The sequence below is a fragment of the Rhodococcus sp. PD04 genome (assembly GCF_035918275.1).
Lineage (GTDB): Bacteria > Actinomycetota > Actinomycetes > Mycobacteriales > Mycobacteriaceae > Rhodococcus > Rhodococcus rhodochrous.
In genome coordinates this window covers 852,983-875,260 of the sequence record NZ_CP142143.1, presented here as the reverse complement: position 1 = coordinate 875,260, position 22,278 = coordinate 852,983, and the positions used below count along the sequence as shown (strand labels likewise).

The following is a 22,278-nucleotide window of genomic DNA, read 5'->3' as shown; positions in this document are numbered from 1 at the left end:
TGTCGATCAGGCACCCCGTCGCTGCATCCGCATCGGTACCTCTGCACAGTGTCGGCGTTCTCGTCCGGATCGCCCGAACGAACCGGCCGCGACAGGTAGCTTTCACACCGGGGCGACTTCTGGACGGGGTGAGATGAGGAACGATCAACCGAGCCTGGCACGCGAAGACGGCACTGCGAGGGCCGACGACGGGCCCACGGTGGCGGTCGTGGCGTACACGACCGCTCTCGAGCGGACGATGATCGAGGAGTGGCTGCGCTCGGACGAGGTTCCCGCCGAGTACCGCACACCGACCCGGCCCGAGTCGCTCGACCTCGACTCGCGGGTGCTCGCCGAGGAGCTCGTGACCCGTACCGACGACCCGCTGATCCTGCCCGTGCGGTTCGTGTGGCTCCCGGCCGAGCGCGACGGTGCGCGGCGTGTCCGGTTCTCCGACGTCCTCGCCCTCACCAACCCGCGCAATCCGAATCTGCTGCTGCAGAAATGGCTCGTGCGCAGGGGCGCGGACCGCCACCGGATCGTCGTCGCGCAACCGGCCCGCCTGTCCGAACTGCGGGAGGCGCTCAGCATGGAGGGCGGTGACGGCGACGACGCGGCACTCGCGCGGTACGTGACCCGCCGCGCCGTCGTCGCACTCGAACGCGCCGAGCGAGCGGTGATCGGCGACCGCTACAAGGTCCCGCGGCTCGTCGCCGCTCAGATCATGGACTCGCCGATCTTCCGGCGCCGCCTCGACGAGATCGCCGCCGAGCACGGACTCTCCCGCGCCGAGGTCGAGGCGCGGGCCCGCAGTTCGCTCGACGAACTCGTGGCCGTGCAGTCACGACTGGTCACCGACCTGTTCTCGCAGGCGATGCGACCGCTGCACGCGGCGGCGTGGACCGTGCACGCCGACGAGTCCGGCCTGCGCGCACTGCGTGAGTCCAACCGCCGGTACTCCCTGGTCTTCCTCCCCTCGCACCGGTCCTACGCCGATGCCTTCGTGCTGGGCGACATCCTGGCGGCGAACGATTTTCCGGGCAACCACATCATGGGCGGGGCCAACCTCACCTTCTGGCCGATCGGTCCGGTCGCCCGCCGCACCGGCACGGTGTTCATCCGGCGCAGCTTCGCCGACGACGACGTCTACAAGGCCGCGCTCGAGGAGTACTTCGCGTTCCTGCTGAGCAAGCGGTTCAACCTCGAGTGGTACTTCGAGGGCGGCCGGACCCGCACCGGCAAGCTCCGTCCCCCGCGCTACGGGCTGCTCAGCTACGTGGCCAACGCGATCCGCGGCGGACGGGTCGAGGACGCGATGCTGGTGCCGGTCTCGATCACCTACGAGGGACTCGCCGAGGTCGCGGCGGTCGCCGCCGAGCAGACCGGCGCGACGAAGAAGCCCGAGGGCCTGGGATGGCTCGTGCGCTACGCCCGCAATCAGCGCAAGCGGGCCGGGAACGTGTACGTGCGCTTCGGCGATCCCGTGTCGATGCGCGAACTGCTGGTCGCCGGTGGGGATCCGGACCTGGCCGCACCGGCGCTGGCCGCCGACCCGTCCGCGGCGCCGACGGACCCGGAGGAGATACGGGCGCTGCGCCGCAAGGCGCTGCAGAAGGTCGCCTTCGAAGTCGCGGTCGGTATCAACTGCAACACGCCCGTGACGGTGAACTGCCTGGTCACCCTCGCTCTGCTGGGTGTGCGCGACCGCTCGCTGACGCTCGAGGAGGTGCGGGCCGTCATCGCACCGGTCCGCCGCTATCTCGATCGCCGAGGTGTCCCGCAGGGCGGCCTGCCCATCCTCGACGTCGAGGGTGGGCTCGAGGATGTGCTCTCGTCGCTCACCCACGCGGGCGTGGTCACCACCTACGCCGGCGGGGAGGAGCCCGTCTACTCGATCCAGCCGGGTCAGCATCTCGTCGCGGCGTTCTACCGCAACAGCGGCGTGCACTGGTTCGTCAACCGGTCGATCATGGAGCTGGCCATCCTCTACGCGCACGCCAATCCCGGCGACGATCCCGCCCGGGTGGCGTGGGACGAGGCGAAGAATCTGCGCGACCTGCTGAAGTTCGAGTTCTTCTTCCCCGACCGCGACACCTTCGAGGCCCAGATGCGCGACGAGCTGGCCTGGCTCGTCCCGTCCTGGGGCGACACGCTGCCGACGAAGGACGAAGCGCTCACCGGTCTCGTCGAGACAGGCTTCTTCATGTCGCACCGCACGCTGCGGTCGTTCTTCGACGCGCAGCTCGTCGTCGCCGAGCGCCTCGCCGTCCGGGACCCGGAGCTCGAGGTCGACCGCGCCGCCTTCCTGTCGGAGTGTGTCGCGGTGGGCCGGCAGATGCTGCTGCAGCGCCGCCTGTACGGGCCGGAATCGGTGTCGTCGGAGTTGTTCGCGTCCGCGCTCGATCTGGCGCGCAATCGAGGACTGCTCGACCGCGACGAGGACCCCGAGATCGTCCGCGAGCGCAGGAAGGCCTTCGCAACGGAGCTGTCGGAGTTGGCCCAGCGGGTCGCGTTGGCCGAGTCGCTCGACGTGTCGAACAGAAAGGTGGAACGGTGAACCTCGAGCAGGCCCTCGAACGGGTGCGCACGGGTCCACAGGGACCCGAGGTGGCGGCCTTCTTCGATTTCGACGGCACCATCGTGCACGGCTTCTCCGGTGTCCACTTCTTCCGCGATCGGGTGCTCGCCGGGAAGGTCTCCGCGTCCGAACTGGCCGCGACGATGATCAACGGGATCCGCGGGACGGAGACCGAGGAGGACTTCGAACGCTTCGTCGCGATCGCCTTCAAGGCGTGGCGTGGTCACACCGAGGAAGAACTCTACGAGATCGGCAGCCGGTTGTTCATGACGACGATCGCCGGGCACCTGTATCCGGAGGCGTGGCAGCTCATCGGCGCGCACCAGAACGCGGGCCACACGGTGGTGATCGCCTCGTCGGCCTCGCGTTACCAGATCCAGGCCGCCGGGGACGCGCTGGGCGTCGAGCACATCCTGTTCACCCCGCTCGAGGTCGAGAACGGTGTCCTCACCGGTCGGGTCGACGGTAAATCGTTGTGGCGCAGCGGCAAAGCGGAGGCGGCACGCAATTTCGTCGAGACGCACGGCATCGACGCCGAGTCGAGCTACACCTATTCCAACGGTGGTGAGGACGTGGAGTTCCTGGCCGTCGCCGGCAACCCCACCGCCACGAACCCCGACCGCACTCTCACCCGTGTCGCCATCGAACGCGACTGGCCGATCATGCGGTTCCGGCCGCGCGGCACACCGGGAGCCCGCGAACTCGTCCGCACCGCCGCCGCCTACGGCGGAATGTTCGGCTCGGTGTGGACCGGCCTCGGTCTCGGCCTGATCAACCGCAGCCGCAAGACGGCACTCGACTCGATCATCAGCATCGGCACCGAGGTCTCCCTGGCTCTGGCCGGAGTGGACGTACGCATCGTCGGGGAAGCGAATGCGTGGGCCGCCCGGCCGGCGGTGTTCATCTTCAACCACCAGAGTCAGCTCGACCCGGTGGTGCTGGCCAAGGTCCTGAGGCAGGACTTCACGGGCGTGACGAAGAAGGAGATGGCCAACGACCCGTTGTTCGGTCCGCTCCTGCGGTTCGTCGGCGCCACCTTCGTCGACCGCACGAACACCCAACGGGCGGTCGCGGCGCTCGGACCCGTCGTCGACACCCTCCGCGAGGGGACGTCGATCGTCATCGCCCCCGAGGGCGCGCGCTCGCTGACCCCGGCGATCGGCAGGTTCAAGAAGGGCGCCTTCCACATCGCGATGCAGGCCGGCGTCCCGGTCGTGCCGGTCGTGATCCGCAACGCCGGTGAGATCCTGTGGAAGCACTCGACCCTGCTGCGGTCGGGCACCGTCGACGTGGCGGTGCTCGAACCGATCGACGTGAGCAGCTGGTCGCGGGAGAACCTCGACGAGCACATCGCCGAGGTCGAGGACCTCTACCGCCGCACGCTGTCGAGCTGGCCCACCGAGTAGATGACGAACGAGACCGTGGAAGCCGAGGAGCCGGACGACGACGGACCCGACGAGAGCACGAACGGTGAGAACGGGCCCCTGACCCCGAAGCGGCGCCGGTATCTCAAGTGGATCGTCGGAGCTCTGCTCGTCGTGGTGCTCACCGTCGAGATCGTGCTCGTGTGGCCGGAGCTGTCCGACAGCGTCCGCGGCCTCGGACGCCTCCACTGGGGCTGGGTCGCGGCGGCGGTGTTCGCGTCGATGGCGGAGATGTCGACCTTCGCGCGGGTGCAGCGGGCACTGCTGTCCGCGGCGGGTGTGAAGGTGACGCAGCGACAATCGCTTTCGGTGGCCCTCGCGGCGAACTCGATGAGCGTGACGCTGCCGGGTGGACCGGTGGTGGGGACGACCTTCACCTACCGGCAGATGCGACATTGGGGCGCACCCCCGGTGGTGGCGACCTGGCAGCTGGTCATGGCCGGTCTCCTGCAGGCCGCCGGACTCGCCCTGCTGGGTCTCGTCGGCGCTCTGCTCGTCGGCGCCAGCAACAACCCGTTCTCGCTGATCTTCTCGATCGGCGGTCTGCTGCTGCTGGTCGTGCTCATCCAGTACGCGGCCGGCAACCCGGGGTCGTTCGAATCGATCGGCCTGATCGCCCTGCGGAGTCTGAACCGGCTGCGGAAGAAGCCCGAACAGGCGGGTGCGCGGGCGTGGCGGAAGATCGTCGGCCAGTTGAGCGCGGTGCAACTCGATCGCCCGCATGCGGCCCGCGCGTTCGGCTGGTCGCTGAGCAACTGGGTGTGCGACGGTGCGTGCCTGGCGTTCGCCGCGTACGCGGTCGGCGGTGCACCGAGCCTGGCCGGTATCGCCGTCGCCTATGCGGCCGGAACCGCCACCAGCCGCGCCATCCCGCTGCTTCCCGCCGGTCTGGGTGTCATGGACGCCGTGCTCGTTCCGGCACTCACCGCCTCCGGCATGAGCGGCGCGCAGGCCCTGTCGGCGGTGGTCGTGTACCGGCTGATCAGTTTCGTGCTCGTCGCCGCGGTCGGCTGGATCGTCTTCGCATTCCGCTATCGGAACGTCGGCGAGGAGGAGGATGAGGACGACACTCCCCCGGACCTGCGGATCTGGGACGACGACTGAAGACGCCGACCCGAAAAGATCGCCTGCGTGCCGGTCGGGGCGCTAGCGTTGTCCTCCATCCGAATGAATGGAGGACGAGGTCCGTGGCACAGCACGAGGTCACACACAAACGGGAGGTCTGGTCGGGCCGGTCCGTGTTCATCATGGCCGCAATCGGTTCGGCGGTCGGACTCGGCAACATCTGGCGCTTCCCGTACATCGCTTACGAGAACGGTGGTGGCGCATTCCTGATCCCGTATCTGGTCGCGCTGCTGACCGCGGGTATCCCCCTCCTCCTGGTCGACTACGCGATCGGGCACAAGTTCCGCGGATCGCCGCCGCTGGCCTTCCGCAGACTGCGCCGCGGCGCCGAGTTCATCGGCTGGTGGCAGGTGCTGGTGTGCTTCGTCATCGGCGTGTACTACGCGGTGATCGTGGCCTGGGCCGCGCGGTACACCTTCTTCTCGATCACCGAGGCCTGGGGCGACGACCCCGAAGGCTTCTTCATGAGTTCGTTCCTGAACCAGGACGCCGATGCGACCTTCGGCCTGAGCTTCGTGCCGGGCGTTGCGTGGACGCTGCTGCTGGTCTGGATCGCGACGCTCGCGGTGCTCGCGCTCGGCGTCCAGCGCGGTATCGGCAACGCCAACCGGTTCTTCGTGCCGTTGCTGGTCCTGCTGTTCGGTGCGCTCGTCGTCCGGTCGCTGACCCTCGACGGCGCGACCGCCGGCCTCGATGCGTTCTTCAGCCCGAACTGGTCGGCGCTGACCGACACCGGGGTGTGGATCGCGGCGTATGCGCAGATCTTCTTCTCGCTGTCCGTCGCCTTCGGCATCATGGTGACGTACTCGTCGTACCTGAAGCGGAAGACGAACCTCACCGGTTCGGGTCTCGTGGTCGGCTTCTCGAACTCGAGCTTCGAGGTGCTCGCCGGCATCGGTGTCTTCTCCGCTCTCGGCTTCATGGCGCAGGCGCAGGGCGTCGAGGTCGGTGAGGTGGTCGCCGGCGGTATCGGCCTCGCCTTCATCGCCTTCCCGACGATCGTCTCGGAGATGCCCGGCGGCCCGCTGTTCGGTGTGCTGTTCTTCGGTTCGCTGGTCTTCGCCGGGTTCACGTCGATGATCAGCATCATCCAGGTGACCGTCTCGGCCTTCCAGGACAAGACCGGCCTCGGCCGGGTACCGGCCGTTCTCGCCATCGGCGGCGTGTCGGCGATCGTGTCGCTGCTGCTCTTCCCCACCACCACCGGCCTGAACACCCTCGACGTGGTGGACCGCTTCGCGAACCAGTTCGGCATCGTCGGTGTCGCCTTCGTGGCGCTGGTCGTGGTCGCGTGGATCTACCGCCGCCTGCCCGAACTCCGCGACCACCTCAACTCGGTGTCCTCGTTCAAGGTGGGCACCGGCTGGATGGTGTTCACGGGCATCATCACCCCGCTCGTCCTCGGTTACATGCTGTTCAGCGAGATCCGCGACCGTGTCCGCGACGGCTACGGCGGCCTGCCCGACAGCCTGGTCCTCGCCTTCGGCTGGAGCGTGCAGGCGGCCGTCATCGTGCTGGCGGTGGTGCTGTCGTTCATCCCGTGGCGGAAGGGCATCGACCTCGAATACGAGCTCGACGAGAACCGTCCCCTCATCCCGTCGGCGACCGACGGCACGTCCTCAGGAGGTACCCAGTGAGCGGAGCAGCCATCGGCATGATGCTCCTCGCCCTCATCACCCTCTGGGGTGGTCTGTTGCTGAGCATCCTGCATCTCCGGAGGAATCCGGACGATCCCGACGCCTAGTCGGTCACCGGCCACCGGGCCGGTCACCGTTCGATAACACCGCGGGGCGGCGCACCGGAAGGGCGCCGCCCTTGTGGTCTCCTGGAGCGGTCGTACTCTAAACCTCTACTTTAGAGTTAGGTAGAGCCCGTCCGGGTGTCACGACCCACAGGAGGAGAACCCCACATGAGCCGCAGACACCGCAATCGGATGCGTCGCATCTCGGCCGCCGCAGCCCTGACCGTCGCCGCAGGCCTGGCGCTTCCCGCCGTCGCCGTCGCCGAGCCCGTACCCGCGGAGCCGGCAGCACCGGCGGAAGCGCCCGCCACGAGCCCGCTCGTGAGCTCGCTCGAAGCCCTCCGCGCGCTGCCCGGCGTCGATCCCACGACTCTCGCTGCTGCCGAAGCGATCGCGAACGCACGCGGAAGCGCTGTCGACGCGGCCGAAGCGACCCCGCTCGGCGCCTACGAGGACGGCATGGAGTTCCTGCGTCGCCTCGGCGTCGAACCGTTCCTCTACCCCACCGGCGCACCGTTCTGCACAGCCGACGGCGACCTGCCGCTGGGCATCGTGCCCGCCGTTGCAGGCGCCCTACCCGGGCCGTGGCCGAACTCCGACATCCCGTTCCTGTCGGAGAACCTGAACGTCGCCTCCCCCGCCGAGACGCTCTTCGCCTTCGTCCCGGTCGGCCTCGAGGAGGACGCCGACACCTCGGGCATCCAGCTCGCGTGGTTCAACGTCAACACCTTCCAGGGCGGTTTCGTGCCGATGGGCACGCCGGAGGAGGCGGCCGCGGGCGCCATCCCGGCCGGCGTCCCCGCACAGGCCCGCGGCATCGTCGAGCAGGCGATCACGACCTTCATCGCCGACACGCTGCCGCTGGGTGGCGTGCGGGTCGCGCCGGTCGAGACGGGGTCGGGCACCGTGCTCTCGGCCGTCTTCGGCAACGTCCGCAACGGCGACGCGCAGTGCTTCTTCCTGCCCACGATCGGCATCGTGGACGTGCCCGCCTGATCGACCCGGTACCGAAGAGCGAACTCGAACTGCAGCGGGTGGGCGTCAGCTCGCCCGCTGCAGTCGGTTCAGCCGGTCGAACACGAGCGTGACGGCGGTGTCCATGTGGGCGAGAACCTCCTCGACCGACTGCCGGCCCGCCACCCAGGCGACCAGCGCCGACATCCACACGTCGGCGATGATCCGCACGGCGTTGAGGACCTCTTCGGTGACGATGTCGATGCCCGACGCCTGGGCGAACAAGCGGGTGAGCACCTCACCGAGACGGTCGAGTTCGGGTGCCGAGGACGCGTCGGCGAACATCGCCGCCCGGATCAGCGCGTCGTAACGCAGCGGGTTCTCGGACAGACGCGGCATCACCCCGCGCAGGACGCCCATGAGGCGCTCGGCGGCACTGTCGCCCGGGATCTCCGCGGTGGTCACAGCCTCGGCGGCGGTCTCGAATTCGAGTACGAGCGCCACGACGAGCAGGTGGTTCTTCGACGGGAAGTACCGGTAGACCGTGCCGAGGGCGACACCGGATCGATCTGCGACCGCCCGCATCTGCACGGCGTCGTAACCACCCTCCGAGGCGAGCTCCTCGGCAGAGGCGATGATCCGCATGTATCGCGCCCGCTGCGCCGGCCGCAGGCCTGTACCGGGCGACCGAGTGGACCCGAGGGCCGGTCGTGAGGTCTGCGTCGACGCCGACTCCTCGCCCGCGGTCTCCGTCGTCGACTGCTCCGTCATCACGTCACCTTCCGTTCATGCCCGTTTCGAGGATAGTTCAGCGTGGCGTGCCTGCCTTTTCGTACCGCCGACCGGCCATAACCGGACAGGTGTCCGGAAATCTCTTCCCTCCGGATGTAGAACGCGTTACATTTTCTCCGTCACCGTCTGGAGAGGGGCTGCTGTGCGCCACGGAATCACCCTGTTCACGAGCGACCGGGGAATCCGTCCCGATGTCGCCGCCTCGACCGCGGAAAGTCGCGGTTTCGACAGTTTCTACGTACCCGAACACACCCACATCCCGATCCGCCGCGAATCCGCACACCCGGGAACGGGCAACGAGACCCTCCCCGACGACCGCTACATGCGCACCCTCGATCCGTGGGTTGCACTGGGCCTCGCAGCCGCGGTGACGTCGACGATCAAGCTGGGCACCTCCGTCGCGCTTCCCCTCGAGCACGACCCCATCACGCTCGCCAAGACCATCGCGAGCCTCGATCATCTCTCCGGTGGCCGCGTGCACTTCGGCGTCGGATTCGGTTGGAACGCCGAGGAACTCGCCGACCACGGTGTACCGCCGAAGAAGAAGCGCACTGCCCTGCGCGAATATCTCGAAGCGATGCAGGCGCTGTGGACCGAGGAGGAGGCCTCCTACGCGGGCGATTTCGTCGCGTTCGGTCCGAGCTGGGCGTGGCCGAAACCCGTGCAGCAGCCACGGCCCCCGATCTTCCTCGGCGCCGGCTCCACCGACCGCAACTTCGGCTGGATCGTCCGCCACGCCGACGGGTGGATCACCACACCCACGGAGGACAACGTCGTCGACAACGTCGCCCGTCTGCACAAGGCGTGGGCCGACGCCGGTCGTACCGGAACTCCCGAAATCCTCGCTCTGGCAGGACGTCACGACGCCGAACAACTGAAACTCTGGGAGGACGCCGGGGTCACCGAGGTGATCTTCGGACTGCCCGACCGCGCCCAGGACGACGTCGTCGCGTACATCGACAGACTCGCCTCGAAACTCGACCACTGATCACCGACCCGAACGGACCCCGATGAGCACCGATCTCCACCCCCTCCCCGCCGACAGCGTCTCCACCTGGGACCACGAAGCCGACGTCGTCGTCGCCGGTTACGGCATCGCCGGCGTCTCGGCGTCCATCGAGGCCGCCCGCGCGGGTGCCGACGTGCTCGTGCTCGAGCGGACCGGCGGGTGGGGCGGCGCGGCCTCGCTGTCGGGCGGCATCGTCTACCTCGGCGGCGGCACGCCGCTGCAGAAGGCCCTCGGGTTCGAGGACACACCCGAGAACATGAAGGCGTTCATGCTCGCCGCACTCGGGCCGGGAGCCGACGAAGCGAAGATCACCGAGTACTGCGAGGGCAGCGTCGAACACTACGAGTGGCTCGTCGACAACGGTGTGGTGTTCAAGGAGAGCTTCTGGGGCGAACCCGGCTGGGAGATCCCCGGCGACGACGGGCTGATGTACTCCGGCGGCGAGAACTCCGCACCCTTCAACGAGATCGCGACGCCCGCCCCGCGCGGCCACGTCCCGCAGATGACCGACAAGCGTACCGGCGAGAAGGGCGGCGGGTACATGCTCATGCAGCCGCTCTCACAGGTCGCCGAAAGCCTCGGCGTGCGCGCCGAATACGACGTTCGGGTGCAGCGGTTGATCGTCGACGGCGACGGACGCGTCGTGGGCCTGGCGGCCAAGCAGTACGGCAAGGACGTCCACATCCGGGCCCGCCGCGGCGTCGTCCTCGCGACCGGCAGTTTCGCGTACAACAAGGAGATGGTCGAGTCGTACGCGCCGCAGCTCAGCGGTCGCCCGGGTGCGGCCATCGAAGAGCACGACGGCCGCGCGATCCGCATGGCGCAGGCGCTCGGCGCCGATCTCGCGCACATGGACGCCACCGAGGTCGCCTTCTTCGGCGACCCGCAGTTGATGGCCCGCGGCATCCTCGTCAACGGCCGTGGTCAGCGCTACGTCCCCGAGGACACCTATCCCGGTCGCATCGGCCAGCTGACGCTGCTGAAGAACGACAACCAGGCGTATCTGATCATCGACGAACAGGCATACGAGGAGGGCTGTGCGGCAACGAGTTCGACACCCTTCTTCCGGTTCCGCCCGAAGTGGGTCGCGGAGACCGTCGCCGAACTCGAATCCGACATGGAACTGCCCGCCGGAACATTGCAGGCGACCGTCGAGGTCTACAACAGGCATGCGGAGAACGGCAGCGATCCGGTGCTGGGCAAGAAGAGCGAGTGGGTCAAGCCCATCGGCAGTCCGATCGCCGCGCTCGACCTCCGCAACTGTACAGCCGGTTTCACGCTCGGCGGTCTGCGCACCTCGGTGAACTCGGAGGTGCTCCACGTGTCCGGCGATGCGATCCCCGGCCTGTTCGCCGCGGGTCGCTGCACGTCGGGTGTGTGCGCGTGGGGGTATGCGAGCGGCACGTCGCTGGGCGACGGAAGCTTCTTCGGGCGTCGCGCCGGTTTGTCGGCCGCGAAGGGCTGAGCCGGAACGGTTCCGGTGGCCACGGCCACCGGAACCACCCACCCGATCAGAACACGCGGTCCAGGTCGCGCGAGACGATGTGGTCGGCGCCGTACTCGGCGAGCGCCGCGATCGTCATGGACGGATTGCACGCTCCGGTCGATCCCGGGATCTTTGCGCCGTCCACCACGTACAAGCCGGACTGGCCGTGCACGCGACCGGCGTCGTCGCACACCGCCCCGAACGGCGCACCGCCGAGCGGATGGAAAGTGTTGATGTCGACGGCGTTGACGTCGATGACGATCGAGGCCGGTCCCGCGATCCGCCGGATGCGGGCCTCGATCGCGCGGGTGAGTTCCCGGTCGTACGCCTGATCCCAGTTCAGGACCGCATCGTCGCGGCCGGCGTCGTAGTGCCACACTCCTCGGCCGTCGACGATCCCCAGACCGATCATCGTCGTCGTTCCCACATCGACGGGGAACGGCACCGGACCGGTGACGATCATCAACGGTCCGGCGGGGTCGGTGTAGTCGCGCATACCCACACAGGCGGGCCCGCCCTGATGGTCGCCGGGGCTGACGAGCGGACTCGTCACGGCGAACACCCGGTCACCGTTGTTGCCCCATCCCGTTCCGACGCCGTCGGGAAGATCGGGGACGAGTCCCTTCGCCTTCGCCTTCACGAGAAGACGGGTCGTGCCGGCCGATCCGCCGCCGAGAAACAACGCCGGTGTGATGATCCGCTTGCGTTCGAGAACCGTTCCGTCCGTGTGGATCCGGTCCACGTGCACGATCCAGGTGCCGTCCGGTGCCCGCTCGATGTCGTCGACCCGGTGCAGCGGCGCGACCGTGACGTGCCCCGTGCGTTCGGCTTCGGCGAGATAGGTGACGTCGACCGAGAACTTACCGCCGTTGTTGACTCCGTAGATGACGTCGCCGGTCGTGTAGGACGGTTTCAGTTCCCCGGTCAGCTCCCGTCGCGCGAAGTCCCAGTCGATGCACATCGGCACCCTGAACGTGTCGTAGCCCTCCGAACCTGCACGGTCCAGGAATTGGCGTGAGGAACGGTACCGATCGTGGTCGAGCAGATCGTCCGGGATGGTCGCGACCTGCAGCATCCGCGCCACCCGCCGATAGTGGTCGGAGGCCAGCAGCTCGTAATCGATACGCGAGGACACCGAATCGGAGAATCGCTGCCCGTCGGGCTGCACGGTCATGCCGTGATAGGCCAGCGAACTCCCGCCGACCCCCGCGCCGCACATGACGTCCATACCGTTCCCCGGAACCCGTTCGATGAGCCCGGTGAACGGTTCGGTCGGGATCGGCGGAGTACCGGTCATCACCGGGGCGGACGACAACCACGACATCCGCCGGTCCGGTTGCAGCATGTGAGGGAACGTCTCGGCGTTCGGTCCCGTGGGCCAGCGGATGCCCCGTTCGAGGACCAGCGTCTGCACACCGGCCCGGCCGAGATGCAGCGCGGTGATCGCACCGCCGAATCCGCTGCCCACGACGACCGCCCGATGGCGCTCCTCGGTGACCTCGGCGCGTGCGCGTGGGATCGGGGACAACGACAACGCGGCAACAGCCGCACCGCCGACGACGGTTCCCCGCAGGAAGGTACGGCGGGACAGCGCAGTATTCACGAATGGCTCTCCTGGAGCGTGGTCAGACAACCGTGAGCGGGAGGGGGATACCCCGATCCTCGAAGACGAAGGACGAACCCGTGCTGAAGCGGGTGATGGCAACCTCGTCGCACTCGTTCGCCGGGGATTCGGCACGGAACACCTCGACGACCAGAGCCTCTTCGGTCTCGGAGACCAGACGGGTGGTGAAGTGCGGATCCACACCACGCACCAGGGCGTCGAGCGGACCGAGGTGTTCGGGGTCGATCAGGGTGGGCCAGGACCCGTCGTCGAAGGCGCCACCTCGCCGGTTGATCCGGAGACCCAGCGCGTCGTCGTCGAAACAGATCACCCGATCGACGTACCGGTGCGGTGCCAGCAGCGGATGCACGTCGAGTACCGCGGCCAGGCCGGCGAACGAGCGCGGCAGTCCCAGCGCGGTACGGATTCGCTCGGACGTGATGCCGGCGATGCCGGTGAGCTGCTTACGGGTCAGCTCGATCGCGGACTGCTCGTCGGTCCGCTTGCGCACACTCATGAGGAACCCGAGCGCGAGCAGGTGATGCTGCAGGCACACCTCTTCGGCGATGCGTACCAGGGCCGACTTCGAGAACTCGTCGAACCGGAGGTCTGCGAGGAGAGGGCCCGAATAGTCGTGTCTCCCTTCACCGTCCCGGTCGATCGGACGCAGCTCGAGTGCCACGGCCGCGGTCCGGCCGAGCGCTTCGGTGTGTGGTTCGACAGCCGGTGGTTCGTACGACGCGTCGATCGTGACCGTCCACGCGCAGTGCGGGCGCCGATCGGCCGGCGCGCGGGGCGGCCGATGGATCGGCCGCACCCTCGCGTGCGGATTGGTGGCGAGGGCGGTGGCGTCGAAGGTCGGGTCCTCGATGTCGTGGCACATCGCGGTCACGTAGGCGTCGCCGAGCGGCTCGACGTCCATCAGTGCCCCACAGTGGTCGAGCCAGAACTCGCCGTGGTCGCGGTCGTGGACGCGATAGCGGAAGTCCATGAACTGCGGGGGCGCCCCGATGTCGAGTTGCATGCCCTTGAAGATGGTGACGACGTCGTCGCCCTCGAACTTCAGGGCACGCTGCATGCGGCGCGTGTACCACGGCGAGGACGCCTGCCATTCCTCGATGGCCACCTCCGCCATGCCCTCCCGACCGAACGCCGAGATCAGATGTGCCATCCCCGAACGGTCGATGAGCTGACCGCACAGCAACAGTTCGGGGACGAGCACGGCGAGGTCGGTGCGGGAGAGCGCGGCGAACGATCCGCCGGTGTCCACAGCGGTCACCACAACGGGACCGGCGACTCGCCGACCCGGTACCAGCCGGGAAGCCGCTTCTTCCCCGTCGATCGCTCGATCCGCTTCTGCATACCGTCGGACAGCGCATTCGCCGTGATCATCTCGAGGAACAGGTGCGAGACGTTGCCGAAGTCGAAGAAGTCGCGCTGCCACGACCACTGGAAGTTGCCGCCGTACCGGAACCAGCTCCCGCCGATACCGTGCACGGAGTAGTGCTCACCGTTCTCACGGGTCCTGTCGGCGACCTGCTTCCAGAAGCCGATCACGTCGCCGGAGCGTTCGTCGACGACGAACTGCTGGTAGGGGTACTGCCAGCCTTCGAGCCCGTCCATCTCCTGGCCCAGTGCGAGATCGCGGATCTCCTCGCGGCCCACGGCCATGAACTCGTCCTTCGGACCGTAGTTCCAGCCGTAGGTGGCGTCCTCGGTGTACATGTCGGCCAAAGGCTTCCAGTCGCCTTCGGCCTCGGCGCGCTTGTTGGCGTCGACCCAGCGGGTGATCATCTCGTCGAGCTCGGCACGATCGAACGTGGCCATCCTGTCTCCTGGTCCTCAGTCTTCGACGATGCGAAGGGCTTGGGTGGGGCAGTACTTCACAGCTGCTCGTACGTCGGCATGCATCTCCTCCGGCACGGGATCGAGGAGGATCTCCACCTCACCCCGTTTGGCGACGGAGAAGACGTCCGGGGCTTCCATCGAGCACATCGCGTGTCCCTGACACAGATCGAGATCTGCTTCGATCCTCATCCGAACCTCACTCCTGCGTCGCCGTGCCGGTGTCCGACGCCGCCCGGGTGCGTCGTCGGTACCGCACAGCACACGGCTGTTCGAGTTGGACCACCATCTTCGAGTGGTCGTTGCGATAGGTCCCGGGCGGCTGGGACAGTTCGAACTCGAAGTCGCGCAGCAGAACCGAGAATATCGCCTTCAGCTGCATGAGCGCGAACGCCGCTCCCACACAGCGGTGCCGGCCGGCCCCGAACGGGATCCAGGTCCACCGGTTGACGATGTCCTCCTGGTTCGGGTCGATGTAGCGGCCGGGATCGAAGGCATCGGGATCCGGGAAGTCCTCCGGGATGCGGTTGGAGATCGCCGGTGTCGCACCGACGAGATCGCCCTCCGAGATCCGATAGCCGGCGACCTCGAAGTCGTCGCGCGCGACCCGAAGGAGCAGGATCAGCGGCGGATGCAGCCGCAAGGTCTCCTTGAGTACTGCTTCGAGCACCGGGATCTGCCGCAGTGCATGGAAGCTGACGCTCTCGCCGTCGGAGTACAGGACGTCGAGTTCTGCCGTGACCTGCTGCATGTACTCGGGGTTGCGCAACAGTTCGATGAGCGCCCAGGCCGCCGTGCCCGAGGTGGTGTGGTGGCCGGCGAACATCATCGAGATGAAGATGCCGGTGATCTCGTCGGCACTGAACCGTTCCTTGCCGTCCTCGTCCTTGATGGAGACGAGGACGTCGAGCATGTCGCGGTCCTCCTTGCCCTGCGGCGGGTTCGCGATGCGCCCGTCCATGATCTCCTGCACGAGTGCCACGAGTCCGCGGCGGGCCTCGTCACGTCGTCGGAAACTCTCGATCGGCGCGTAGGGATCGACGAAGGCCAGAGCGTCGGTGCCCTTCTCGAGGTCGTGGTAGAGGTGGGCGAATCGTCCGTCGAGCTGGTCGCGGAACTTCTTGCCGATCAGGCAGGCCGACGACGTGTAGATGGTCAGCTCGGCGAAGAACTCGAGCAGGTCGATCTCGCCTTCGTCGCCCCAGCCGGCGACCATGTCCTGCACCTCGCGGTCGATGGTCGCCGCGTGACCTCGCATCTGTTCGCCGCGCAGCGCCGAGTTGTGCAGCATCTCCTTGCGGCGCTCGGGGCTGGCGTCGAAGACGACGCCCTCACCGAAGACCGGCTTCATGAAGGGATAGGCGGCCTGCTGGTCGAGATCCTCGTCCGCGGCGCGGAAGAAGAATTCGTTGGCCTCCGCGCCGGAAAGGAGTACGACCTTCTTGTCGGCGAGCTGGAAGACCCCGACGTCGCCGCACTCCTCGCGCACCCGGCGCATGAGCGCGATGGGATCGGTCCGCAGTTCCTCGAGGTGGCCGTGTTCGTGTTCGCCGCCGGACACACGCCGGGGTTCGACGAGTGTGGTCATGGATTGTCCTTCCGCAGGGGTGCTTCGGGTTGAACCTCGATGAGCACGATGTGGGCGCCGCGGGGGGCCGAGACGACCGAGAGCGCGGCCGCGGCGATGTCGGATGCACGAAGGAAATAGGGATGTCGGGCGAAACCCCATGTGCCCCAGTCCTCGAGCATCGGTTCGAGCACCTCCGCCGGCGCGGTCATACCGGCACCGGTCTGCGTCGGCCCGGGGCGCACGACCGACGCGCGGACACCCGTGCCCTCGAGTTCCATCCGCATCTCGCGGACGAGCGCTTCGAGGCCGGTCTTGGCGGCATTGTAGGCACCCATCCAGGGCCGGGGAAGCACGGCACAGTCGGATCCGATCACGACGAAGTCGCCGCGCTTGCGGTCGATCATGCCGGGCAGCACGCGATGGGCCAGGCGTTGCGTGCCCATCAGGTGCACGTTGACCTGGAAGGCGAACCGGTCGGGGTCCATCTCGTGGGGCAGCGCGAAATCCATGTCGCCCGCTCCCGAGACGACGATCTCCGCAGCGCCCAGAGCCTCTTCTGCTGCGGTGACGAATTCGTCGACGGAGTCGGTGGACGACACGTCGAGGAAGTGGGCGAAGGCCTCGCCGCCCTCAGCGCGGATCTTCTCCGCGATCGCCGCGCACTCCTCCACGCGGCGCGCCCCGAGCGCGACGGGATGTCCGGCCTCGGCGAGCGCGTAGGCGGTGGCGGTACCGATTCCGGACGAGGCCCCGGCGACCAGCGCGGGACGACGTTCGGGGTGGGGTTCGAATCTAGGCATGTCGTTCGGTGACCTCTACAGGAAGGGCCGCGAAGCCTCGGACATTGGTGGAATGGACACGTTCACAACGGTCCTCGTCGATCTCGTAGTCGGCGACGCGCCGGGAGAACTGCTCGAGCGCGATGTTCGCCTCGAGGCGGGCCAGGTGTGCGCCGAGACAGAAGTGCACTCCCCCACCGAAACTGGCGATCTTCTGGGAGCTGTCGCGTCCGATGCGGAAGTCGTCGGCGGCGTCGAAGACGTCGGAGTCGCGGTTGGCGGAGCCGATGAGCAGCAGGACCTTCCCACCGGCCGGGATGGTGGCGTCGTGCAGTTCGATGTCGGCGACGGCGGTGCGGGCGACGATCTGACTCGAGGTGTCGTAGCGGAGGGTCTCCTCGACCCATTGCGGTGCACGAGCGGGGTCGCGGAGCACCTGCGCCACCTCGGACTTGTTGTGCGCGCCCCAGTAGAGGGCATTCCCGAGCAGTTTCGTGGTGGTCTCGTTGCCCGCGACCACCATGAGGAACATGAAGCCGATGATCTCGTCGTCGGTGAGCCGGTCGCCGTCGATCTCGGCGGCCAGCAGCGCCGACGTGAGGTCGGAGGTCTCCTTCTTCCGACGTTCGGCGAGCATGTCGGCGTAGTAGCCGACGAGGTGCAACGAGGCCTCCATCGCGGCGACCGGCACGTCGAGTACGCCCTCCTCGCGGTGGACGACGAGGTCGGCGAGACGGCGGATCTCGTTGCGGTCGGATTCGGGCACACCCATGAGTTCGGAGATCACGTCCATGGGCAGCTTGCCGGCGAACTCCGAGATCCAGTCGAATTCCCTTGCCCCGACAGCGGGTTCGAGGTAGCGCAGCGTCAGCTCGAGGATGCGTTCCTCGAGGTCGGCGACGCGACGCGGAGTGAATCCTTTGGAGACGAGGCGGCGCATGCGCATGTGCCGCGGGTCGTCCATCGCGAGGAAGGACATCACCTTGTGGGCGTTGGGTCCGTAGGCGGACGGATCGAGCGAGACACCGTTCGCGCTCGAGAGGCGAGTGTTGTCGCGGAAGGCCGCGACGACGTCGGCGTGACGGGACAAAGCCCAGAACTCGAGGTCGGGGTTGTGGTAGACCGGCGCCTCTTCACGGAGGCGGCGATAGGTGGGATACGGATCTTCGTGGAAGGCGTAGTCGTACGGGTTGAAGATCACGGGGCCGAGCGTCGGTGGATCGGGCGAAGCGGGCCCTGCGTGCGACGCGGAGCCCGGAGATGCCTGGATCATGGATCACTCCAATAGAAGTCGGACGGATGTCTCCAGCCTGTCGGCGAGTTTCTCGTAGGTGCCGTAGCCCATACCGGCCCGGACCAGCGCGCCGGCATAGAGCAGTTCGAGTGCTTCGAGTTCGTCGGGATCGGAGTCGGCGCCGAGCGCTGCCGAGATCCGGTGACGGATGTCGAGTCCGATGCGCGCACGCAGGTGTTCGACATCGGGGTCCTGACCGAGCAGTGCACTGGTGACGGCGGCGGCGAGTTCGGGTTCGTCGGCCAGCAGCAGCGCGATTCCCCGCAGTACCGCGACCACCCGATCGGCACGGCTCGTGTTCTCGGCGTCGGCGGCGTCGGCCGTGGGAGCGTTGGCCAGCCGGCGCCAGAACACCTCGGCGACGAGGTGTTCCTTGGACGAGAAGTAGGTGTAGGCGGTCGCCGGGGCGACTCCGGCACGGGCGGCGACCATACGCACCGTCAGCCCCGTGAATCCCTCCTCGCGGAGCACCTCGACCGCGGCCTGCGTGAGCCTCGCAACCGTGTCGGCCTGCTTCTCGGTCAGGCGGCGACGGGTCGATTCGAGATTCACGTTTCTGGACACGTGTCTGGACATTACTACGGTCGAAGGGGGTCGGCAATGCCCGCGGCGCGTTCATCCGACGAATTCAGCGCTGTCGCGGGTGGATACGGACGGGCATGGCCTTGATGCCGTTGATGAAGTTCGACCGCAACCGACGTGGTTCGCCGGCCGGCTCGACGCGGTCGATACGCGCGGCGAGGGTCTCGAACATGATCCGCAGTTCGAGCCGCGCCAGATGCGCCCCGAGACAGAAGTGCACACCCGTCCCACCGAACGCCACGTGCGGATTGTGCTCGCGCCCGATGTCGAAGATGTGCGCGTCGTCGAAGACCTCCTCGTCGCGGTTCGCGCTCGGGTAGTACACGATCACCTTGTCACCCCGTTCGACCTGCTGGTCGCCGATCGACACCGGGCAGGTGGGCGTGCGGCGGAAGCCCACCACGGGGGTGACCCAGCGCAGGATCTCCTCCACTGCGCTGTCGGTCAGACCGGGATCGTTCTGCAGCCGGCGCCACTGCTCGGGATGGTCGACGAATGCCTGCATCCCGCCCGAGATCGCGTTGCGCGTCGTCTCGTTGCCCGCGATGACGAGCAGAACGAAGAACATGTCGAATTCCATCTCGGAGAGCGTGTCGCCGTTCCCGTCGGGACACACCAGCTTCGAGACGATGTCATCGCGCGGTTCGACTCGCCGTTGCGCGGCGATCTCGTTGGCGTACAGGAAGATCTCGGCGGCGGCGAGTTCGCCGTCCTCCTGGGTGGTGCCGTATTCGGGGTCGTCCCAGCCGATCATGCGATTCGACCAGTCGTACAGCTTTCCCACGTCCTCGGCCGGTGCGCCGAGCAGGGCTGCGATCACCTCCAGCGGCAGGGGTGCCGAGATCGCCGGGACGAAGTCGATCACAGTGCCGTCGCGTGCGGCCTCGACGGCGGCGTCGACGGTGCGTTCACACGTCTGCCGGATACGCTCCTCGAGCGTCTTCACCATGCGGGGGGTGAAACCTCGGCTGACGAGTTGCCGCAGGCGGGTGTGCTCCGGCGGGTCGAGGTTGAGCAGCATGGACGCCTGTTTGAGGCGTGTCTCCTCGTCGAAATCGTCGATCTGGGTGGTTCCGAGCGCCGAGGAGAAGGTCGTGCTGTCGCGGGAGACCGCGATGACGTCGGCGTGCCGGGTGACGGCCCAGAAGCCCACGCCGCCCTCCTCGGGTTGGCGGTGAACCGGACAGGTGCGTCGGAGTTCGGAGAAGTAGTCGTGTGGGACCCCCTGGGCAAAGACGTCGGGGTTCTTGAGATCTGTGGGTGAAGTCGTCATGAAGCCGCTCTCGTGGGATCGTACGAATGGCATTCGTTTACAAACTACTCACGTTCGTTTGGAACGGAAGCCCCTTAGACTGTTTTCATGGCAGACGACAACTCCCGACCCGTGCGTCGGCGGACACTGAGCCGCGACAAGGTCGTCGCAGCAGCGCTCGGGATCGTCGACGAGCTGGGATGGGAACAGCTCACGATGAGCACCCTCTCGTCGCGCTTGGGAATCGTCACGGCCTCGCTGTACAACCACGTCCGCAATCTCGACGACGTGCGGGCGGCCGTGCAGATCCGCGCGATGACCGAGCTCGGAGCACATCTGCGCGAGGTCGCGATGGGCCGCAGCGGCATCGACGGGCTTCGCGCCCTGATCGACGCCCACCACGCCTGGGCCGTCGAACATCCCCGCCGCTACGGCGCGCTGACCACCGCACCGGTCGACCGCGGCGGCCTGCTCGCCGCCGCGCTTGACGCCAACGTGGCCCTGCGCACGATGCTCGCGTCCTGCGGCGTCCCCGAGGAGGAGACGCTCGAGGCCGCGGTCGGCATGTTCGCCGCCCTGCACGGTTTCGCGGTCCTCCAGAGCAGCGGCTTCCTGGGCGACGAGCTCGATCTCGACCACATCTACGAGACGGTCGTGCGCGGAGTTCTGACCGGCGCCTCCCTCGACCCCACCAGGACGCGCTAGAGTGACACCCATCAACTGAACACATCCGTCTTCAGATGGAGGGGTCATGCGGGCGATCGACACTCTCGGCGATCTCGTCTCACCGCTCGGTGGCACGATCAACGCCGCCAACGTCATCATGCAGCTCGCACATCCCGGCGTCGGCCAGGGCGTCGTCGACAGCACGGTCGACTCCGGCCGGGCCGACCTTCATCCGATCAAGCGGGCCCGCACGACCGGTACCTATCTGGCGGTCGCAGTGTTCGGCAACGACACCGACCGCGATTTCGTCCGCGAGTCGGTGCGGAGGATCCACGCCCGGGTCGCCTCGTCACCCGGCGCGGAGGTCCGCTACAGCGCCAACTCCCCAGCCCTGCAGTTGTGGGTCGCGGTCTGCCTGCTCAAGTACTTCGTCGACCAGCACGAGTTCCTGTACGGCCCGCTCACCGACGAGCAGTACGCCCGGATCCTCCGCGACGGCGCGACCCTCGCGACGACGCTGAACGTCCGACCGGAGTCGTGGCCCACGACCCGCGAGGAGTACGAGGAACTGTGGAAGGCCGGCATCGCCGACATCTCCATGAACGAGCAGGTGCGCGAGTACCTCACCGAACTCTGCAATCTCGCGTTCCTCGAAGTGCGTCTCGGACGACTGGGCCGCGGCATCCACCGGGTGCTCGGCAGGTCGTTCGAACTGATCACCCGCGGCGCACTGCCGCCGGAGTTCCGCGACCTCATGCACTACCGGTGGACACCCGACGACCAGCGGCGCTTCGACCGCTATCTCGTGGCGGTCCGGCGCCTGCACCGCGTCACGCCGTGGGTGTGGCCGCTGCTGTGGAAGGCCTATCTGCTCGATCTGCGCACGCGGCGATGCCTCAGACTGCGGGTCTTCTGAGCCCTGCCCCCCACACGACGGAGCTACCCGTCCGCCTCGGGTGACGCGTCGAGCAGTTCGGTGAGGCGGTGCGTCAGGATGTCGCGGGCCGCTCGCGGCGCGAGAGCGTCCACGACGACGAGTGCGGCGAGACCGGTTGCCAGGCCGAGCAGTTCGTAGGCCCGGGACCGGAACCGCGCCGCGTCCTCCTGCTTGCCGCTGTCGGTGGCGAGACATCCGCCGATCAGCTGCGCCAGGAGCGATACGAGTTCGTCGTATCCGCGCACGACGCGGTCCTTCAGCTCGGATCGTGTGCACGCATACGTCTCGAACGTCTGCGCGACGCGCACGAGCCGGCAGTCGTCGGCCGTCTCCGGGATCAGTTCGGTCAGCACCGCGTCGAGGATCGATGCGGGGCCCTCCCCCTCGACACCGTTCTCCGGGATCCGCTGCCGCACGCGCTCGGTTCCCAGTTCGTTGACCGCAGTGAACGCTCCCGTCAACAGGGCGTCCTTGGTCGGGAAGTAATGCTGCACCCGCCCCACCGACACGCCCGCCACCGCCGCGACGCGCCTGATCGTCACCTGCTGGGCACCTTCGGTGTCGACGATGGTGAAGACCGCGTCGAGGATCTCCCACCGTCTCTCGTCGTGCGTTGCGCCGAGGCCACGAACCGTCACGGCACCACCATCATTTCAGTTCAT

Annotated in this window: 21 protein-coding genes; 10 read left to right on the top strand and 11 right to left on the bottom strand. The window is 67.6% G+C overall.

The genetic code is table 11. From position 1 onward, the window contains the following. Positions 1 to 133: 133 nt before the first annotated feature. The 6 genes from U9J23_RS04055 to U9J23_RS04030 all read left to right on the top strand — a co-directional run bounded on the left by U9J23_RS04055 (position 134) and on the right by U9J23_RS04030 (position 7,843). Positions 134 to 2,536, top strand: a complete 2,403-nt coding sequence (locus U9J23_RS04055) for a glycerol-3-phosphate 1-O-acyltransferase (protein WP_272266857.1) — start codon at positions 134 to 136, stop codon at positions 2,534 to 2,536. Further along, the gene (locus U9J23_RS04050) at positions 2,533 to 3,963 is read left to right on the top strand and encodes an HAD-IB family hydrolase (protein ID WP_326601496.1); all 1,431 of its coding nucleotides are present in this window, start codon (positions 2,533 to 2,535) and stop codon (positions 3,961 to 3,963) included. The genes U9J23_RS04055 and U9J23_RS04050 overlap by 4 nt, the downstream gene beginning before the upstream one ends. Continuing rightward, positions 3,964 to 5,085, top strand: a complete 1,122-nt coding sequence (locus tag U9J23_RS04045; RefSeq protein WP_059384217.1) for a TIGR00374 family protein — start codon at positions 3,964 to 3,966, stop codon at positions 5,083 to 5,085. An 83-nt stretch (positions 5,086 to 5,168) separates the two neighbouring features. Then, the gene (locus U9J23_RS04040; protein WP_059384218.1) at positions 5,169 to 6,743 is read left to right on the top strand and encodes a sodium-dependent transporter; all 1,575 of its coding nucleotides are present in this window, start codon (positions 5,169 to 5,171) and stop codon (positions 6,741 to 6,743) included. Further along, positions 6,740 to 6,850 carry a methionine/alanine import family NSS transporter small subunit gene (locus U9J23_RS04035; protein WP_080968402.1) on the top strand — a complete coding sequence of 37 codons (111 nt, stop codon included), beginning with the start codon at positions 6,740 to 6,742 and terminating at the stop codon, positions 6,848 to 6,850. The genes U9J23_RS04040 and U9J23_RS04035 overlap by 4 nt, the downstream gene beginning before the upstream one ends. 165 nt (positions 6,851 to 7,015) lie before the next feature. Then, complete coding sequence (locus U9J23_RS04030; protein WP_326601495.1) at positions 7,016 to 7,843, top strand: hypothetical protein; 828 nt, start codon at positions 7,016 to 7,018, stop codon at positions 7,841 to 7,843. A 45-nt stretch (positions 7,844 to 7,888) separates the two neighbouring features. On the opposite strand, the gene U9J23_RS04025 is transcribed toward U9J23_RS04030, so the two are convergent. Next, the gene (locus tag U9J23_RS04025; RefSeq protein WP_272266861.1) at positions 7,889 to 8,572 is read right to left on the bottom strand and encodes a TetR family transcriptional regulator; all 684 of its coding nucleotides are present in this window, start codon (positions 8,570 to 8,572) and stop codon (positions 7,889 to 7,891) included. 163 nt (positions 8,573 to 8,735) lie between these two features. On the opposite strand from U9J23_RS04025, the gene U9J23_RS04020 reads away from it, so the two are divergent. Both U9J23_RS04020 and U9J23_RS04015 read left to right on the top strand, forming a co-directional pair. Further along, positions 8,736 to 9,581 carry an LLM class F420-dependent oxidoreductase gene (locus U9J23_RS04020; protein WP_059384221.1) on the top strand — a complete coding sequence of 282 codons (846 nt, stop codon included), beginning with the start codon at positions 8,736 to 8,738 and terminating at the stop codon, positions 9,579 to 9,581. A 22-nt stretch (positions 9,582 to 9,603) separates the two neighbouring features. Further along, on the top strand, positions 9,604 to 11,067 hold the full coding sequence (locus U9J23_RS04015) for an FAD-dependent oxidoreductase (RefSeq protein ID WP_059384222.1): 1,464 nt from the start codon (positions 9,604 to 9,606) through the stop codon (positions 11,065 to 11,067). A 46-nt stretch (positions 11,068 to 11,113) separates the two neighbouring features. Here U9J23_RS04015 and U9J23_RS04010 read toward each other — a convergent pair whose 3' ends face one another. From U9J23_RS04010 to U9J23_RS03970, 9 genes are all read right to left on the bottom strand, one after another. Further along, a complete protein-coding gene (locus tag U9J23_RS04010; RefSeq protein WP_326601494.1) occupies positions 11,114 to 12,691 on the bottom strand; it encodes a GMC oxidoreductase in 1,578 nt (525 codons plus the stop codon). Positions 12,692 to 12,713: 22 nt separating this feature from the next. Continuing rightward, entirely contained in the window at positions 12,714 to 13,973 is a 1,260-nt protein-coding gene (locus U9J23_RS04005) for a hypothetical protein (protein WP_059384224.1), read from the bottom strand. Then, on the bottom strand, positions 13,967 to 14,518 hold the full coding sequence (locus U9J23_RS04000) for a nuclear transport factor 2 family protein (RefSeq protein ID WP_016693017.1): 552 nt from the start codon (positions 14,516 to 14,518) through the stop codon (positions 13,967 to 13,969). Before U9J23_RS04000 ends, U9J23_RS04005 begins: the two co-directional genes overlap by 7 nt. A 15-nt stretch (positions 14,519 to 14,533) precedes the next feature. Continuing rightward, complete coding sequence (locus U9J23_RS03995) at positions 14,534 to 14,728, bottom strand: ferredoxin (RefSeq protein ID WP_088897856.1); 195 nt, start codon at positions 14,726 to 14,728, stop codon at positions 14,534 to 14,536. 7 nt (positions 14,729 to 14,735) lie between these two features. Then, entirely contained in the window at positions 14,736 to 16,124 is a 1,389-nt protein-coding gene (locus U9J23_RS03990) for a cytochrome P450 (protein ID WP_272266872.1), read from the bottom strand. Further along, entirely contained in the window at positions 16,121 to 16,906 is a 786-nt protein-coding gene (locus U9J23_RS03985) for an SDR family oxidoreductase (protein ID WP_059384227.1), read from the bottom strand. Before U9J23_RS03985 ends, U9J23_RS03990 begins: the two co-directional genes overlap by 4 nt. After that, positions 16,899 to 18,086 carry a cytochrome P450 gene (locus tag U9J23_RS03980; RefSeq protein WP_106200598.1) on the bottom strand — a complete coding sequence of 396 codons (1,188 nt, stop codon included), beginning with the start codon at positions 18,084 to 18,086 and terminating at the stop codon, positions 16,899 to 16,901. The genes U9J23_RS03985 and U9J23_RS03980 overlap by 8 nt, the downstream gene beginning before the upstream one ends. A gap of 75 nt (positions 18,087 to 18,161) precedes the next feature. Beyond that, positions 18,162 to 18,731, bottom strand: coding sequence for a TetR/AcrR family transcriptional regulator (locus tag U9J23_RS03975; protein WP_272267089.1), 570 nt, complete (start codon positions 18,729 to 18,731; stop codon positions 18,162 to 18,164). 76 nt (positions 18,732 to 18,807) lie between these two features. Continuing rightward, on the bottom strand, positions 18,808 to 20,034 hold the full coding sequence (locus U9J23_RS03970; protein WP_085469218.1) for a cytochrome P450: 1,227 nt from the start codon (positions 20,032 to 20,034) through the stop codon (positions 18,808 to 18,810). Positions 20,035 to 20,121: 87 nt separating this feature from the next. Between U9J23_RS03970 and U9J23_RS03965 the strand changes: the two genes are divergently transcribed. Both U9J23_RS03965 and U9J23_RS03960 read left to right on the top strand, forming a co-directional pair. Further along, positions 20,122 to 20,718, top strand: a complete 597-nt coding sequence (locus U9J23_RS03965) for a TetR/AcrR family transcriptional regulator (protein ID WP_145707835.1) — start codon at positions 20,122 to 20,124, stop codon at positions 20,716 to 20,718. A 46-nt stretch (positions 20,719 to 20,764) separates the two neighbouring features. Further along, positions 20,765 to 21,595 (top strand): oxygenase MpaB family protein, encoded by an 831-nt coding sequence (locus U9J23_RS03960; protein ID WP_085469217.1) that lies wholly within the window; start codon positions 20,765 to 20,767, stop codon positions 21,593 to 21,595. A 23-nt stretch (positions 21,596 to 21,618) separates the two neighbouring features. Here U9J23_RS03960 and U9J23_RS03955 read toward each other — a convergent pair whose 3' ends face one another. Beyond that, a complete protein-coding gene (locus U9J23_RS03955) occupies positions 21,619 to 22,254 on the bottom strand; it encodes a TetR/AcrR family transcriptional regulator (protein WP_085469216.1) in 636 nt (211 codons plus the stop codon). Positions 22,255 to 22,278 lie beyond the last annotated feature (24 nt).